General features: G+C 67.0%; 13 protein-coding genes and 1 tRNA gene. 5 read left to right on the forward strand and 9 right to left on the reverse strand.

The features are described from left to right. Positions 1-9: 9 nt before the first annotated feature. The 9 genes from OHT21_RS23440 to dnaA form a co-directional block, all read right to left on the reverse strand. Positions 10-83, reverse strand: a tRNA-Ile gene (locus tag OHT21_RS23440). A 165-nt stretch (positions 84-248) separates the two neighbouring features. Beyond that, on the reverse strand, positions 249-962 hold the full coding sequence (locus OHT21_RS23445) for a DUF3566 domain-containing protein (RefSeq protein WP_328770312.1): 714 nt from the start codon (positions 960-962) through the stop codon (positions 249-251). 18 nt (positions 963-980) lie between these two features. Beyond that, positions 981-3572: a DNA gyrase subunit A gene (gene gyrA / locus OHT21_RS23450; protein WP_328770313.1), complete on the reverse strand. Its 2592-nt coding sequence runs from the start codon at positions 3570-3572 to the stop codon at positions 981-983. A gap of 42 nt (positions 3573-3614) precedes the next feature. Further along, on the reverse strand, positions 3615-5681 hold the full coding sequence (gene gyrB, locus OHT21_RS23455; RefSeq protein ID WP_328770314.1) for a DNA topoisomerase (ATP-hydrolyzing) subunit B: 2067 nt from the start codon (positions 5679-5681) through the stop codon (positions 3615-3617). Positions 5682-6071: 390 nt separating this feature from the next. Then, the gene (locus OHT21_RS23460; RefSeq protein ID WP_328770315.1) at positions 6072-6614 is read right to left on the reverse strand and encodes a DUF721 domain-containing protein; all 543 of its coding nucleotides are present in this window, start codon (positions 6612-6614) and stop codon (positions 6072-6074) included. Continuing rightward, entirely contained in the window at positions 6611-7735 is a 1125-nt protein-coding gene (gene recF / locus OHT21_RS23465) for a DNA replication/repair protein RecF (RefSeq protein ID WP_328770316.1), read from the reverse strand. The genes OHT21_RS23460 and recF overlap by 4 nt, the downstream gene beginning before the upstream one ends. A gap of 106 nt (positions 7736-7841) precedes the next feature. After that, positions 7842-8717 (reverse strand): phosphogluconate dehydrogenase (NAD(+)-dependent, decarboxylating), encoded by an 876-nt coding sequence (gene gnd, locus OHT21_RS23470; protein WP_328770317.1) that lies wholly within the window; start codon positions 8715-8717, stop codon positions 7842-7844. Between the two features lie 138 nt (positions 8718-8855). Then, positions 8856-9986 (reverse strand): DNA polymerase III subunit beta, encoded by a 1131-nt coding sequence (gene dnaN, locus OHT21_RS23475; protein WP_033321309.1) that lies wholly within the window; start codon positions 9984-9986, stop codon positions 8856-8858. 946 nt (positions 9987-10932) lie between these two features. Further along, a complete protein-coding gene (gene dnaA, locus OHT21_RS23480; protein WP_328770318.1) occupies positions 10933-12906 on the reverse strand; it encodes a chromosomal replication initiator protein DnaA in 1974 nt (657 codons plus the stop codon). A 418-nt stretch (positions 12907-13324) separates the two neighbouring features. On the opposite strand from dnaA, the gene rpmH reads away from it, so the two are divergent. The 5 genes from rpmH to OHT21_RS23505 are packed head-to-tail and all read left to right on the forward strand — an operon-like array spanning position 13325 to position 16060. Then, entirely contained in the window at positions 13325-13462 is a 138-nt protein-coding gene (rpmH, locus tag OHT21_RS23485; RefSeq protein WP_003949374.1) for a 50S ribosomal protein L34, read from the forward strand. A 19-nt stretch (positions 13463-13481) separates the two neighbouring features. Beyond that, on the forward strand, positions 13482-13853 hold the full coding sequence (gene rnpA, locus OHT21_RS23490) for a ribonuclease P protein component (protein ID WP_078491857.1): 372 nt from the start codon (positions 13482-13484) through the stop codon (positions 13851-13853). Next, positions 13850-14215 (forward strand): membrane protein insertion efficiency factor YidD, encoded by a 366-nt coding sequence (gene yidD / locus OHT21_RS23495; protein WP_328770319.1) that lies wholly within the window; start codon positions 13850-13852, stop codon positions 14213-14215. The genes rnpA and yidD overlap by 4 nt, the downstream gene beginning before the upstream one ends. Before the next feature lie 3 nt (positions 14216-14218). Further along, positions 14219-15532, forward strand: a complete 1314-nt coding sequence (yidC, locus tag OHT21_RS23500) for a membrane protein insertase YidC (protein ID WP_328770320.1) — start codon at positions 14219-14221, stop codon at positions 15530-15532. A 15-nt stretch (positions 15533-15547) separates the two neighbouring features. Next, a complete protein-coding gene (locus tag OHT21_RS23505; RefSeq protein WP_328770321.1) occupies positions 15548-16060 on the forward strand; it encodes a Jag family protein in 513 nt (170 codons plus the stop codon). The last annotated feature ends 114 nt before the right edge of the window (positions 16061-16174 follow it).

Genomic DNA, 16174 nt, shown 5'->3' on the forward strand with positions numbered 1-16174 from the left:
TTCGTAGTGTGGGGCTAACAGGATTTGAACCTGTGGCCTCATCCTTATCAGGGATGCGCTCTAACCAACTGAGCTATAGCCCCGCCGCGCTCTGCGGTGTACGTCCCGCGCGCTGACCTCTGAAGATTAGCGCACCTCCGGGTCAGTCCCAAAATCGATATCCGAGGTGGCCTCTTGCCTGCCCGGACGGCGTTCGAGCGCATCCCTGACAAGGATGCGCTCACATCGTCAAGAGGCGTTGAAGACGGTTACTCGTCTTCCGCGAGCGTCAGTTCGATGCCGCCGACGAATCCAGCCGAGAGGTTGTAGATGAACGCGCCGAGGGTGGCGAGCGCGGTGGCGAGGACGACGTCGATGACCGCGATGATCGACGTGAAGATGAGCACGCGCGGCAGCGACAGGAAGGACTGCAGATCGAAGCCGTTGGACTCGTTCGAGCCCGTGGCCTCGGAGATCGTGCCGCCCACCGTGGAGAAGACGCCCATGGCGTCCATGACCATCCACAGCACCGCGGCCGCGACGATCGTGCAGATGCCGAGCGCGATGGAGAGCAGGAAGCTGACCTTCATCACCGACCAAGGGTCGGCCTTGGCCACCCGAAGGCGCGCCTTGCGGGTGCGAGGTGTCGTACTCGCTCCGGTGCGCGGCCGGCGGACGGCGCCGGCCGCGGGCGGTGGCGGCGGCTGTGTCGGGTACGCCTGCGGCGGGTGGTACGGCTGTGCGGGCTGCTGGGGCTGCCGCTCGCCGGGCAACGGCGAACCGGAGGCCGGAGGCGCCGGCGCGCTGCCCGGCGCCGCGCCCGCCGCGTACTGCGGCGTCTGCGCGCCTCGGGTGTCCGTCACAGTTCCCCCCTGGGGTCCCTGAGAGTCATTGGGCGCTTGGGAGTCCTTCGCGTCCTTGGCGGGGCCACGGCCGCCGTCCGTCTCCGTACCGGTCGATCCGGCGCCCGTGGCTCCGCTCACGATGACTCACTCCTCGCGCTACTCGGCCGTGGACTCGTCGCCCCCGTCCGTCGTGCCGACGACCGTGTCGGCTTCGTCCGATTCGTCGACGTCCACAGCGTCGACCTCCTCGGCCTCGCGACCGGCCTCGGCGTTCCGAGCGATACCGACGACGGCATCGCGCTTGCCCAGATTGATCAGTTGGACGCCCATGGTGTCACGGCCCGTCTCCCTGACTTCGTTGACTCGCGTACGAATCACACCGCCCGACAGCGTGATGGCGAGGATCTCGTCCGTCTCCTCGACCACCAGCGCGCCGACGAGCGATCCGCGGTCCTCCACGATCTTGGCGGCCTTGATGCCGAGGCCACCGCGACCCTGGACGCGGTACTCGTCGACGGGTGTCCGCTTCGCGTACCCACCGTCGGTGGCAGTGAACACAAACGTACCGGTTCGAACAACATTCATCGAGAGCAGCTCGTCTCCCTGACGGAAGCTCATGCCCTTGACACCCGAGGTCGCGCGGCCCATGGGGCGCAGTGCGTCATCCGTCGCCGTGAACCTGATCGATTGCGCCTTCTTGCTGATCAGAAGCAGATCGTCCTCTGCTGAAACCAGCTCGGCACCGATCAGTTCATCGTCGGAACCGTCCTCCGTTTCACGGAGGTTGATCGCAATGACGCCGCCGGAACGCGGGGAATCGTAATCCTTGAGAGGCGTCTTCTTCACCAGGCCGCCCTTGGTGGCCAGTACGAGATAAGGCGCCGCTTCGTAGTCGCGGATCGCGAGGATCTCGGCGATCGCCTCGTCCGGCTGGAAGGCCAGCAGGTTCGCGACATGCTGGCCGCGCGCGTCCCGGCCGGCGTCCGGCAGTTCGTACGCCTTGGCCCGGTAGACGCGGCCCTTGTTGGTGAAGAACAGCAGCCAGTGGTGCGTCGTCGACACGAAGAAGTGGTCGACGATGTCGTCTTCCTTGAGCTTTGTGCCGCGTACGCCCTTGCCACCGCGCTTCTGGGATCGGTAGTCGTCGGTTTTTGTGCGCTTGACGTAGCCGCCGCGCGAGATGGTGACGACGATGTCCTCTTCTGCGATGAGGTCCTCGATGGACATGTCACCGTCGAAGGGCACCAGCTTGGAGCGGCGGTCGTCGGCGAACTTCTCGACGATCGCGGTGAGTTCCGCGCTGATGATGCCGCGCTGGCGGACCGGCGAGGCGAGGATCGCGTTGTACTCGGTGATCTTCGCCTGGAGTTCGTCGTGCTCCTGGACGATCTTCTGACGCTCCAGGGCGGCGAGGCGCCGCAGCTGCATCTCGAGGATGGCGTTGGCCTGGATCTCGTCGATCTCCAGGAGGCCCATCAGGCCCTCTCGCGCGATCTCGACGGTGTCGCTGCGCCGGATCAGTGCGATGACGTCATCGATGGCGTCCAGGGCCTTCAGAAGGCCGCGCAGGATGTGCGCGCGCTCCTCGGCCTTGCGCAGCCGGAACTTCGTACGCCGGACGATGACCTCGATCTGGTGCGCCACCCAGTGCCGGATGAACGCGTCGAGCGACAGCGTGCGCGGCACACCGTCCACCAGCGCCAGCATGTTGGCGCCGAAGTTCGTCTGCAGATCGGTGTGCTTGTACAGGTTGTTCAGTACGACCTTGGCGACCGCGTCGCGCTTCAGGACGATGACCAGGCGCTGGCCGGTACGGGACGAGGTCTCGTCGCGTACGTCCGCGATGCCGCCGATCTTGCCGTCCTTCACCAGGTCGGCGATCTTCTGCGCGAGGTTGTCCGGGTTGACCTGGTAGGGGAGTTCGGTGACCACCAGGCACTGGCGGTTCTGGATCTCCTCGACCTCGACGACCGCGCGCATCGTGATGGAGCCGCGGCCCGTGCGGTAGGCCTCCTCGATGCCTTTTCGACCCACTACTAGGGCGCCGCTCGGGAAATCGGGGCCCTTGATGCGCTCGATCAAGGCGTCGAGCAGTTCTTCGTGGGAGGCGTCGGGATTCTCCAGGTACCACTGGGCGCCGGCCGCGACCTCGCGCAGGTTGTGCGGCGGGATGTTGGTGGCCATGCCGACCGCGATCCCCGCCGAGCCGTTGACCAGCAGGTTCGGGAAGCGGGACGGCAGGACGGTCGGCTCCTGGGAGCGGCCGTCGTAGTTGTCCGTGAAATCGACGGTCTCCTCGTCGATGTCGCGGACCATCTCCATGGACAGCGGCGCCATCTTGCACTCGGTGTACCGCATGGCCGCCGCCGGGTCGTTGCCCGGAGAGCCGAAGTTGCCGTTGGAGTCCACCAGCGGCATCCGCATCGACCACGGCTGCGCGAGGCGGACCAGCGCGTCGTAGATCGAGGAGTCGCCGTGCGGGTGGTAGTTGCCCATGACGTCGCCGACGACGCGGGCGCACTTGTAGAAGCCCTTCTCGGGCCGGTAGCCGCCGTCGTACATGGCGTACAGGACGCGGCGGTGGACGGGCTTGAGACCGTCCCGTACGTCCGGCAGGGCGCGCGACACGATGACGGACATCGCGTAGTCGAGGTACGAGCGCTGCATCTCCGTCTCGAGCCCGACGGGCTCGACGCGCAGGGCAAGGCCCTCTTCCTCAGGCGTGACTGGAATGTTCTCGTCGGTCATTGCTGGTGAAGATCCTTTCTGGTGCGGTCAGCTGAGACCGACTCAGATGTCGAGGAACCGGACGTCCTTGGCGTTGCGCTGGATGAACTGGCGGCGCGCCTCGACGTCCTCGCCCATCAGGACCGAGAACAGGTCGTCGGCCTGGGCGGCGTCGTCGAGCGTGACCTGGCCGAGAACGCGGTGCTCCTGGTCCATGGTCGTGATGCGCAGCTCCTCGGCGTTCATCTCACCGAGACCCTTGAAGCGCTGGACCGAGTCCTCGCGAATGCGCTTGCCGTTCTGGCGGCCCAGCTCGATCAGCGCGTCGCGCTCGCGGTCGGAGTACGCGTACTCGAAGTCGTCCCGGCCCCACTTGATCTTGTAGAGCGGGGGACGCGACAGGAAAACGTGGCCCGCCTCGACCAGCGGCCGCATGAAGCGGAACAGGAACGTCAGCAGCAAGGTGTTGATGTGCTGGCCGTCGACATCGGCGTCCGCCATCAGAATGATCTTGTGATAGCGGAGCCTTGCGATGTCGAAGTCCTCGTGGACTCCGGTGCCGAAGGCCGAGATCAGCGCCTGGATTTCCTGGTTCTGCAGGATCTTGTCGATCCGCGCCTTCTCGACGTTGAGGATCTTGCCTCGGATCGGGAGGATCGCCTGGTACTCCGGGTTGCGGCCGGACTTGGCCGAGCCGCCGGCGGAGTCACCCTCGACGATGAAGATCTCGCACTTGGTGGGGTCGTTCGACTGGCAGTCGGAGAGCTTGCCCGGCAGGGACGCCGTCTCAAGGAGGCCCTTGCGCCTGGTGAGGTCCCGCGCCTTACGGGCCGCCACGCGCGCGGTGGCCGCCTGGATGCCCTTGCGGATGATGTCCGCGGCCTCGGTCGGGTTGCGGTCCAGCCAGTCGTTGAGGTGCTCGTAGACGACCTTCTGGACGAAGGTCTTCACCTCGGTGTTGCCCAGCTTGGTCTTGGTCTGGCCCTCGAACTGGGGCTCGCTCAGCTTGACCGAGATGATCGCGGTCAGACCCTCGCGGATGTCGTCGCCCGTGAGGTTGTCGTCCTTCTCACGCAGCAGCTTCTTGTCGCGCGCGTACTTGTTGACCAGGTTCGTCAGCGCAGCACGGAAACCCTCTTCGTGCGTACCGCCCTCATGCGTGTGGATGATGTTGGCGAAGGAGTACACACCCTCGCTGTAACCGCTGTTCCACTGCATGGCGAGTTCGAGGGAAAGGCTCTTGTCCTTGTCCTCGGCCTCCAGGTCGATCACGGTGGGATGCACCACGTCTCCCTTACGGGAGTTGAGGTACTTCACGAAATCGACGATGCCGCCCTCGTAGTGGTACGAGACGCTCTTGACCTCGTGCTTCTCGTCCTCGCCCGCCTCGTCCGCCCCGGCCGTGGCCTTCGCCGACTCGCGCTCGTCGGTGAGGTTGATCCTCAGCCCCTTGTTGAGGAACGCCATCTCCTGGAAACGCCGCGAGAGCGTCTCGAAGGAGTACTCGGTGCTCTCGAAGATGTCCGGGTCGGCCCAGAAGGTGACCGAGGTGCCGTGCTCGTCCGTGGCCTCGTGCTTGGCGAGCGGGGCCGTCGGGACCCCCAACTTGTAGTCCTGCGTCCAGCGATAGCCGTCGGTCTTGATCTCGACGGAGACCTTGGTCGACAGGGCGTTCACGACGGAGACACCCACGCCGTGCAGACCGCCGGAGACCGCGTAGCCGCCGCCGCCGAACTTTCCGCCCGCGTGCAGCACCGTCAGCACGACCTCGACGGCCGGCTTGCCCTCGGAGGGGATGATGCCGACCGGGATGCCACGACCGTTGTCCACAACCCGCACGCCGCCGTCGGCGAGGATCGTGACGTCGATGGTGTCCGCGTGGCCGGCCAGCGCCTCGTCGACGGAGTTGTCGACGACCTCTTGTACGAGGTGGTGCAGTCCGCGCTCACCGGTCGAGCCGATGTACATGCCGGGTCGCTTGCGGACCGCGTCCAGACCCTCGAGGACGGTGATGGCACTGGCGTCGTACAACGAGGCTGTGACCTCGCCGTTCGCGCCGGCGTCGGTGGACGGGATGTTCTCGTTGGGGTTGCCGGAATCGGCCACGAAGCGCCCTTTCTGGCACAGCACAGGCCAAGCTCTCAGCGGATGGCCGGAGCGGCTGCGGCGTGTTGCGTTGGTAAGCCTTAGTCAGCGTTGCTCGGTGTGTCCCACAAGTGGGGCGGGATTAGCCTCCAGTCTACCGGTAGCGCCGACAGTGATGGGCGTTTGCCGGTACCTGAGTACGCATGTGCCGCCCTGAACCATCATCGGCCGACTCCCGATATGCGGATGGGGGCTCCAGGAGGCTCACAACGCCACTCAGCGCTTCGAGCCGTCAACCCATGGCTACTTCGGAGTCATGTCGCGATTCGCAACCGCGTCCGGTGCTACGACGGGTGGTGCGCCGACGCCACGAAAGGGCCCTTGGCGGCTGCTGATGTGATGTCAGTCACCTGTGGATTACGGGGTCCGCTCCGGTCACCCGTAGGTGTCGCCGGGCCCGGTGCTGCCCGGGGCGCGCAGGGGGCCGTAGCGACGGGAGGGGCCGGCGGGATTGAGCACCTTGATCATCCGCACGGTGCCATGGCCCAGGTCCTCGTTGAGGCGCGCGACCAGAGCCGGAGTGAGACGGCGCAGCTCCGTCGCCCAGACCGTGGAGTCGCACTGCACGGTCAGCACGCGTTCGTCCTCGTCGTACCCCTGCGGCACGCAGTGCTGGGCCAGCTTCTCGCCGACGATCTCCGGCCACCGGCCCATCACGCCGCCCACGGCGGCCGGGGTCTCCCAACCCCGTTCGTTGATAAGCCGGTTGATGGCGGCGCCCAGCGCCATCGGATCGCGGCCGTCGGCGCGCGCGCCGGAGCGCAGACCACCGCGCCGCGCCTGCTTCTTCTGCTGTGCCGCGTCTCCACGCGCGCGTGCCTGTTCTTTCGCCGCGCGCAGGGCCACGCGCGCGAGGTCGACGCCGGACGGTTCGGGAGACTTGGGGGTCTTCTCCGGTTCGGGTGTGTTTTTGCTCATACGCGCTCCACCGCGCCCTCCGCCACCACGTACCGCGTGCCCGTCAGTACGGCCGGTACATCGTCGTCGACCGCCGCCGTCACCAGGACCTGCTCACCCGGCGCGACCAGCTCGGCGAGACGTTCGCGGCGCCGGGTGTCCAGCTCGGCGAACACGTCGTCGAGGACCAGCACCGGCTCGTTGCCCTCGGCCCGCAGCAGGTCGTACGAGGCCAGACGCAGCGCCAGCGCGTACGACCAGGACTCGCCGTGTGACGCGTATCCCTTTGCGGGCATCTGGCCAAGCTTCAGCAGTAGTTCGTCCCTGTGCGGGCCGACCAGGGTGACGCCCCGCTCGATCTCCTGCTTGCGGGATTCCGCCAGAGCCGCCATCAGCTGCTCGTGCAGCTCCTCGCGCGCGTGGCCGACGATTTCGGGCGAGGAGGGCTTGTACTCCAGGGCCACGGGGCCGCCGCCGGGCGCCAGCTGCTCGTACGTCTTGTCGGCCAGCGGCTGGAGCGCGGCGATCAGATCGAGCCGCTGCGCGAGCAACTCGGCGCCCACGCGCGCGAGATGCTGGTCCCATACGTCGAGCGTGGACAGGTCCATGGAGCGGCCGCCGTGGCGACGGGCCAGCGCCGCCGACTTGAGGAGGGTGTTGCGCTGCTTGAGCACGCGCTCGTAATCGGAGCGCACGCCCGCCATGCGCGGGGCGCGCGCGGTGATCAGCTCGTCCAGGAAGCGCCGACGCTCGCCCGGGTCGCCCTTGACGAGTGCGAGATCCTCGGGCGCGAACAGCACGGTCCGTACGATGCCGAGTACGTCACGGGGTCTGACCTGCGACGACCTGTTGATACGGGCGCGGTTCGCCTTCCCGGGGTTCAGCTCCAGCTCGACGAGCTGCTGGCGCTCGCCCTGCCGTACTTGCGCCCGGATGATCGCTCGGTCCGCGCCCACCCGCACCAGAGGCGCATCGGAGGAGACGCGGTGGCTTCCGAGGGTCGCCAGATAGCCGACCGCCTCGACAAGGTTCGTCTTGCCCTGCCCGTTGGGGCCCACGAAGGCGGTGACGCCCGGATCGAGCGCGACCTCGACCCGGGCGTACGAGCGGAAGTCGGCCAGCGACAGATGCGTGACGTGCATGGTCGTTCGCCGACCTCCCCCAACGTGTTGCTTCCGGTTGTCCCCGGCCTGTCCCCTGCTTGTGGACAACCAGGTCACCCCAGGTGTGGAGAACCTGGGACGTGGATTACTTCTTCTCGACCGCGTGGCCGCCAAACTGGTTCCGCAGCGCCGCGATCATCTTCATCTGCGGCGAATCGTCCTGCCGGGAGGAGAAGCGCGCGAAGAGCGACGCGGTGATCGCCGGCAGCGGAACCGCGTTGTCGATGGCGGCCTCCACAGTCCAGCGGCCCTCTCCGGAATCCTGTGCATAACCCTTGAGCTGCTCCAGGTGCTCGTCCTCGTCGAGGGCGCTGACCGCCAGGTCGAGCAGCCAGGAGCGGATGACCGTGCCCTCCTGCCAGGAGCGGAAGACCTCGCGTACGTCGGTGACGGAGTCGACGGCCTGCAGGAGCTCCCAGCCCTCGGCGTAGGCCTGCATCATCGCGTACTCGATACCGTTGTGGACCATCTTCGCGAAGTGCCCGGCGCCGACCTTGCCCGCGTGTACGGCGCCCGCGTCACCCTCCGGCTTGAGCGCGTCGAAGACCGGGCGCACCTTGGCTACGTTCTCGGCGTCGCCGCCGTACATCAGCGCGTAGCCGTACTCCAGGCCCCAGACGCCGCCCGAGACACCGCAGTCGACGAAGCCGATGCCCTTGGCCGCCAGCTCCTCGGCGTGCCGCTCGTCATCCGTCCAGCGCGAGTTGCCGCCGTCCACGACGACGTCGCCGGGCTCCAGGAGATCGGCGAGCTCATCGATGGTGGACTGGGTCGCCGCCCCGGCCGGGACCATCACCCACACCACGCGCGGAGCATCGAGCTTGCCCACAAGCTCCTCAAGGCTGTGGACATCGGCGAGGTCCGGATTGCGGTCGTATCCGAAGACGGTGTGGCCTGCGCGGCGTATGCGCTCGCGCATATTGCCGCCCATCTTGCCGAGACCGACGAGACCGAGCTCCATCAGGGTGTTCCTTCACTGACGACGTGGCGTGAGGGGCACTTTCGTACCTGCGTCCGAGCCTAAACCCGGACGCTCCCGCACATCTGTGGGCATAGCCGCTCAGACGTACGCCCTCACCTGCGGACTCTCGTCAGTAGCTCAGCCGCTCAGCCGCACCGGCATGATCAGGTACTTGTACGCCTCGTCCGCCTCCGCGTCCACGGCCGGCTTGCCGCTGAGGAGCGCCGGCTTGGTGGACGTCGTGAAGGAGAGCTGGGCCACCGGGGAGTCGATGGCGCTCAGGCCGTCGAGGAGGAACGTCGGGTTGAAGGCGATCGAGACGTCGTCGCCCTCCAGCTGGGCGTCGACCCTTTCCACAGCCTGTGCGTCGTCACTGGAGCCGGCCTCCAGGATCAGCACACCCTGCTCGAAGCTGAGCCGCACCGGCGTGTTCCGCTCGGCGACCAGGGCCACGCGCTTGACGGCCTCCACGAAGGGGGCGGTCTCGATGACGGCGATCGAGTTGAACTCTGTCGGGAACAGCGAGCGGTACTTCGGGAGGTCGCCCTCCAGCAGGCGCGTGGTCGTACGCCGGCCCGCGCCCTCGAAGCCGATCAGGCCCTCGCCCGCGCCCGAACCGGACAGCGCCAGGATCACGCTGTCACCGCTCGTGAGCGCCTTGGCGGTGTCCAGGAGCGTCTTGGCGGGCACCAGGGCGACCGCGGACGCCTCCGGGTTCTCCGGCTTCCACAGGAACTCGCGTACCGCGAAGCGGTAGCGGTCGGTGGACGCCAGCGTGACCGTGTCGCCCTCGATCTCGATGCGTACGCCGGTGAGGACGGGCAGCGTGTCGTCGCGGCCGGCGGCGATGGCCACCTGGGCGGCGGCGGAGGCGAAGACCTCACCGGGGACGGTGCCCGTGGCCGACGGCATCTGCGGCAGCGCGGGGTACTCCTCCACAGGCAGGGTGTGGAGCGTGAAGCGCGAGGAACCGCAGACCACCGTCGCCCGTACACCGTCTGTGGAAATCTCCACCGGCCGGTTGGGCAGGGCGCGGCAGATGTCGGCGAGCAGGCGGCCGGAGACGAGCACCGTGCCTTCCTCGTCGACCTCGGCGTCGACAGAGACGCGAGCCGAGACCTCGTAGTCGAAGCTGGACAGGCTCAGCGCGCCCTCCTCGGCCTTCAGCAGAAGGCCGGCGAGCACAGGCGCCGGCGGTCGTGCCGGGAGGCTGCGTGCCGCCCAGGCCACTGCCTCCGCGAGTACGTCGCGTTCCACCCGGATCTTCACCGTTGCCGCCTCCGTCTGTTGCCGGCGCTCTCGCCCTGCTTCGCGTTCGTCGTCTGACTCGGTGTCGCTCGGTCCGCTCAGGGGAAGGACACCGGGGACCAGTCTGACGCACAGCACTGACAGTCGGTGCCCCTCGGGGTCAAGTCGTTCCGAGCGGCACCTGAGGCGCCGAACGCGAGTTGTGCACAGCCCCCTCTTCGAAACGAATTCCCAGCTCTCTCTAGTTGGGAGTAGTAGTAGGGGCTGTGGATACCGTGGATAACCTCGTATACGCAGGTCAGCGCCGGTTTTTTGTCCACTGGCCCTGTGGGTGGAGGCGGTGGACAACCGGGGTTCGCTGTGGACGGGGAAAAGTTCTGCACACCCGATGCACAGGATCGGGGCAGTTCTCCCCAGCGGCGTCCCCAGGTTTACCCAGGTTCCCCACAGCCCAACCGGACACCTTGGTGTGACGCGGTTCACTCAGGGCGGTGAATGAGCACGTCAGGTTGCCGAACAGTGGACAGTGATGTGGAGAAACCGGAGATCGCTGGGGACAACCGGCCTCAGCCTGTGGGCCACCGGTGGACAACTTTCCCCACAGCCTGTGGATCTTCTCGTCGTCCACAGACTGTGGAGATCGTCTGTCCACGAATCCACAGTCGGCTGACCTGGCTTGATCCTCTTTTAGCAGTGCACCCTGTGGACACGTTCTGGACAACTTCCCGGTCCCCAGGGTGTGGACTCGAGAAAATACCGGAATCTGTGGAGGGTGGCCGTAACGCGGCGCGTATTCGAACAGCGGGTGCTCCTCGGGTGACCGCGGTTCGATGCAAAACACGGCCCGCATCGGCGGAGGACGACCGCAGAATGCGTACGAGAACCCGGCCGGAGCCGTACGAGAGCAGCGAAAGGCGCCCTCGGGGACGTGCCCCGGGGCGCCCTCAGTGACGTATGGAAAGAGCTGTCAGCTGTTCTTGATGCGGTTCGTGAGCTCGGTGACCTGGTTGTAGATGGAGCGGCGCTCGGCCATCAGGGCGCGGATCTTGCGGTCGGCGTGCATGACGGTCGTGTGGTCACGGTTGCCGAACTGTGCGCCGATCTTCGGGAGCGACAGGTCGGTGAGTTCCCGGCACAGGTACATGGCGATCTGCCGGGCCGTCACCAGGATGCGGCTGCGCGAAGCTCCGCACAGGTCCTCCACGGTGTGGCCGAAGTAGTCGGCGGTCGCGGCCATGATGGCCGTCGCCGTGATCTCAGGAGCCGCGTTCTCGCCGCCCGGGATCAGGTCCTTGAGGACGATCTCCGTGAGGCCGAGGTCGACCGGCTGCCGGTTGAGCGAGGCGAACGCCGTGACGCGGATCAGCGCGCCCTCCAGCTCGCGGATGTTCCGCGAGATCCGCGAGGCGATGAACTCCAGTACCTCCGGAGGGGCGTTGAGCTGCTCCTGCACCGCCTTCTTACGAAGGATGGCGATACGCGTCTCCAGCTCGGGCGGCTGGACATCGGTGATCAGCCCCCACTCGAAACGGTTCCGCAGCCGGTCCTCCAGGGTCACCAGCTGCTTGGGCGGCCGGTCCGAGGACAGCACGATCTGCTTGTTCGCGTTGTGGAGCGTGTTGAAGGTGTGGAAGAACTCCTCCTGCGTCGACTCCTTGTCCGCGAGGAACTGGATGTCGTCGACAAGAAGGATGTCCATCTCGCGGTAGCGCTTGCGGAAACTGTCGCCCTTGCCGTCGCGGATGGAGTTGATGAACTCGTTGGTGAACTCCTCCGAGCTCACATACCGGACGCGCGTGCCCGGGTAGAGGCTGCGGGCGTAGTGGCCGATCGCGTGCAGCAGGTGTGTCTTGCCGAGTCCCGACTCCCCGTAGATGAAGAGGGGGTTGTACGCCTTCGCTGGTGCCTCGGCGACGGCGACCGCGGCCGCGTGCGCGAAACGGTTCGAGGCTCCGATGACGAACGTGTCGAAGAGGTACTTCGGATTCAGGCGGGCGGTTGGCTCGCCCGGACCTGTCGCGGGGGCCGGCTGCGCGGCCAGCGGGCCGGGTGCGCCGCTGGGGGCGGGCAGGGTCGAGCCGACGGGGCCGCCGCGGTGGACGTGACCGCTGCCGGACGGCGACGGCTGCTCGGGCAGTTGGCGGCGGTCCGGCCGCTGGTCGTAGTCGGAGCGCGGCTGGTCGTAGTCGGCCCTCTGCTGCTCGTAGCGGGAGCGCTCCAGGGACTGTGGCCGGTAGTCCTGCTGAGGCGTGGCATAGGGGTCCCGCTCCGGGAAGCCGAGCCGTTGCTGCTGCCAGCCGTAGTCGTCGCCCTGCGAGGGCCGTGGCCAGCTGCCCTGCTCGGGGCGCGGCTGGTAGTCGGGATACGCAGGGCGGGCGGTGGGAAGCTGATCCGCGCGGGCGGTGGGAAGCTGATCCGCGCGGGGGGAGGGGAGTTGGTCGGCGCGGGCAGCGGGAAGCTGGTCGGGACGGCCCTGGTCGTGGTTGCGTTCGCGCGGTCGGTCGTCGTCGCGGTGGCGGCCGTACCCGTCGTATCCGTCGCGCCCCTCGTACGCGTCTCTTCCGTCTCGTCCCTCGTATCCGTCCCTGCCGCTCTGCGCGGACGGGAGTTCGGTCTCCTCATAGCGGGGTCGGCGCTGGGCGGGGGGCGTCGGCGGGGGTTCGCCGGCGGAGTCGTCGACGGTGATCGCGATACGGATCGGTCGGCCGCACTCGCGGCTCAGCGTGTCACTGACGATCGGCGCCAGGCGGCCCTCGAGCACACCTTTCGCGAATTCGTTAGGGACCGCGAGCAGCGCGGTGTCCGCGACCAGTGCCAGCGGCTGGCAGCGCTTGATCCAGTGCTCGTCCTTCGCCTCGACGCCCTGCCCTCGCCCTTCACCGAGGAGTTCCTCCAGTACGCGTGGCCACACTGCGGCAAGATCGGCAGGTACGTCAGCCACAGGGCACGCTCTCTCACGGGTCCCTCGAACGTGTGGTTCGCGGGACGGGTCGGGTTGTCACTCGGGTGGGCGGGTGGAACGAGGCGGTTGGGGCGGGGCGAACGAATCGGATGGGTCAGGAGAAGGGAACGAATCGAAGTCCAGCCACGGTAGTCAGGGCGACCGCTGCGGTTCAAGTTGTTGTCCCCAGCCTGTGGATAGTGTCTCCTGTCGCCGCTGGTTTGACCGGATGGCGTAGCCGCGCGTACCGTTGCCAGGTCGAGTTGTCGATGGTTGCTGCCGCCTGCCTCCGATGGGCATAGATCACGTACGAGTGATCGGGAAGCGGTGCACTCGGGCGTAAGCGAGCTACTCGTGGGCGCACGGTGACAGCCATGACGGCACCCCGCCATCTACCGATTCTTTCTGGAGCCCCCGAGTGAGCAAGCGCACCTTCCAGCCGAACAACCGTCGTCGCGCGAAGACCCACGGCTTCCGGCTGCGCATGCGCACCCGTGCCGGCCGCGCGATTCTCGCGTCCCGCCGTGGCAAGGGTCGCGCCCGCCTGTCCGCCTGATCGCAGTACAGGTCATGACGTGCTGCCTACCGAGAATCGGCTGAGGCGGCGCGAGGACTTCGCGACCGCGGTACGCCGGGGGCGCCGGGCCGGACGCCCGCTTCTCGTCGTCCACCTGCGTAGTGGTGCAATGGACCCGCACGCGCCTGGGGAGAGCGCTCCCCCGTCGCGTGCGGGTTTCGTTGTCAGCAAGGCGGTGGGGGGCGCGGTCGTTCGCAACAAGGTGAAGCGCAGACTTCGTCATCTGATGCGCGATCGAGTGGCCCTGCTGCCCCCCGGTAGCCTGGTAGTCGTACGAGCGCTGCCCGGTGCGGGTGACGCCGACCATGCACAGCTGGCCCAAGACCTGGATGCCGCTCTGCGGCGGCTACTGGGAGGGGGCGCGCGATGAAGTACCCACTGCTGGCTCTCATCAAGCTGTACCAGTGGACCATCAGCCCGCTGCTCGGGCCGGTGTGCAAGTACTACCCGTCGTGCTCCCACTACGGGTACCAGGCCATCGACCGTCATGGCGCGATCAAGGGAACGGCGCTCACTGCCTGGCGCATCCTGCGGTGCAATCCGTGGTCGCTGGGCGGCGTGGATCACGTACCGCCGCGCAAGCGTCCGCGGTGGCACGAAATGCTTCGTCACACCTGGAGCGCACGCAAGGGCGGGAACTCCGCCGCCGAACCGGCCACCGGAGGGCACGGTATGTCCGACCAGCCCTCGAGCCCGGCCGCCGAGACCCCGTCCCATGCTCAAGGAGCCTGATTAGTGGACACGATTGCCAGTCTCTTCAGCTTCATCACGACACCCGTTTCCTGGGTCATCGTCCAGTTCCACACGGTGTACGGCGCCCTCTTCGGCGATGACACCGGCTGGGCCTGGGGCCTTTCCATCGTGTCCCTGGTGATCCTGATCCGAATCTGCCTGATCCCGCTCTTCGTGAAGCAGATCAAGGCGACCCGGGCCATGCAGACGCTCCAGCCCGAGATGAAGAAGATCCAGGAGCGCTACAAGAACGACAAGCAGCGTCAGTCCGAAGAGATGATGAAGCTGTACAAGGAGACGGGCACCAACCCGCTTTCCTCGTGCCTTCCCATCCTGGCGCAGTCCCCGTTCTTCTTCGCCCTGTATCACGTGCTCAACAGCATCGCGAACAACGACACCGTCGGTGTGATCAACGATCGTCTGCTGGAGAGTGCCCAGCAGGCGCATATCTTCGGTGCGCCGCTTGCCGCGAAGTTCACCGACAGCTCGTCGGATGTCGCCGCGCTCGACGCCTCGCTGACCACCGTCCGCATCGTCACCGCGGTCATGATCCTCCTGATGTCGGCGTCGCAGTTCTACACGCAGCGCCAGCTGATGACGAAGAACGTCGACACCACGGTGAAGACACCGTTCATGCAGCAGCAGAAGATGCTGATGTACGTCTTCCCCATCATGTTCGCCGTCTTCGGCATCAACTTCCCCGTCGGTGTCCTCGTCTACTGGCTGACCACCAACGTGTGGACCATGGGCCAGCAGATGTACGTGATCCACAACAACCCGACCCCGGGTTCCAAGGCTCAGGCCTCCTACCTGGAGCGTCTGTACAAGCGCGTCACGCACCACGGCAAGACGCGCGGCCGCGGTGAGAAGGCCATCGTCAAGGCCATTGTCGCCAAGGGCCGTGACCGCAATGAGTACGAGCGCAAGTTCATCAACGGTCTGATCAAGGCGGGCCTCGCGGCCCAGGCCGATGGCACGGTGGTGAAGAGCGAGGTCACGACCGTCGCCGAGACCGAGGACGGCACCCCGGCGACCAGCACCCCCAAGCGTCAGCAGCCCAAGCGCCAGAGCAAGTCCCGGCGTCAGTCGGGCGCCAGCCATGGCGGTGCCGGTGGCGCCAAGACGACGGATGACTCCGGGGCGAAGACCTCCCTGAGCAAGTCCGACGGGCCACAGGACGCCAAGCCGACGGGGGGCAAGCCCGCCTCCGGCGGTAAGCCTGCCTCGGGTGGCAAGTCCACTTCCGGTGGCACACGCAGCAAGGCCCAGTCCGGACGCAAGGGTCCGCAGCGGCCCAAGTCCCCCTCCAAGAAGTAAGAAGGAGTCCATCCCGTGACGGAAGGCACCACCTCCGCCGCCACCGAGGGTGGCGACACCCTGACCCGCCTTGAGCAGGAGGGTGAAATCGCGGCGGACTACCTCGAGGGTCTGCTGGACATCGCGGATCTCGACGGCGACATCGACATGGACGTCGAGGCCGACCGCGCCGCTGTCTCGATCATCAGCGACACGGGCAGCCGTGACCTGCAGAAACTGGTCGGCCGTGACGGCGAGGTGCTCGAGGCTCTTCAGGAGCTCACGCGGCTGGCCGTTCACCGGGAGACCGGGGACCGTAGCCGGCTGATGCTGGACATCGCGGGCTACCGCGCCAGGAAGCGGGAGGAGCTGTCCGAGCTGGGCGCCAAGGCCGCCGCCGAGGTCAAGAGCTCTGGCGAGGCAGTGAAGCTGAAGCCGATGACGCCCTTCGAGCGCAAAGTGGTGCATGACGCGATCAAGGCCGCGGGTCTGCGCAGCGAGTCCGAGGGCGAGGAGCCGCAGCGCTTCGTCGTCGTGCTTCCCGCTTGAATCGGTACGTACGTTCCTCCGGCCCCGTCTGTTGCGCAGGCGGGGCCGAGCTTTGTCAGCCTGGTAGTGCCTGTTGGTTCCTTGTGGCCCTGGTGATCAGCGCCCAGTGCGCTT

This window comes from Streptomyces sp. NBC_00286, from assembly GCF_036173125.1.
Taxonomy (GTDB): Bacteria; Actinomycetota; Actinomycetes; order Streptomycetales; family Streptomycetaceae; genus Streptomyces.

Bases quoted from the DNA above. Each gene is read 5' to 3' on its own strand.
- gyrA (WP_328770313.1), bottom strand. From the start codon at position 3,572: ATGACCGACGAGAACATTCCAGTCACGCCTGAGGAAGAGGGCCTTGCC.
- OHT21_RS23460 (WP_328770315.1), bottom strand. From the start codon at position 6,614: ATGAGCAAAAACACACCCGAACCGGAGAAGACCCCCAAGTCTCCCGAA.
- recF (WP_328770316.1), bottom strand. From the start codon at position 7,735: ATGCACGTCACGCATCTGTCGCTGGCCGACTTCCGCTCGTACGCCCGG.
- gnd (WP_328770317.1), bottom strand. From the start codon at position 8,717: ATGGAGCTCGGTCTCGTCGGTCTCGGCAAGATGGGCGGCAATATGCGC.
- yidD (WP_328770319.1), top strand. From the start codon at position 13,850: ATGAAGTACCCACTGCTGGCTCTCATCAAGCTGTACCAGTGGACCATC.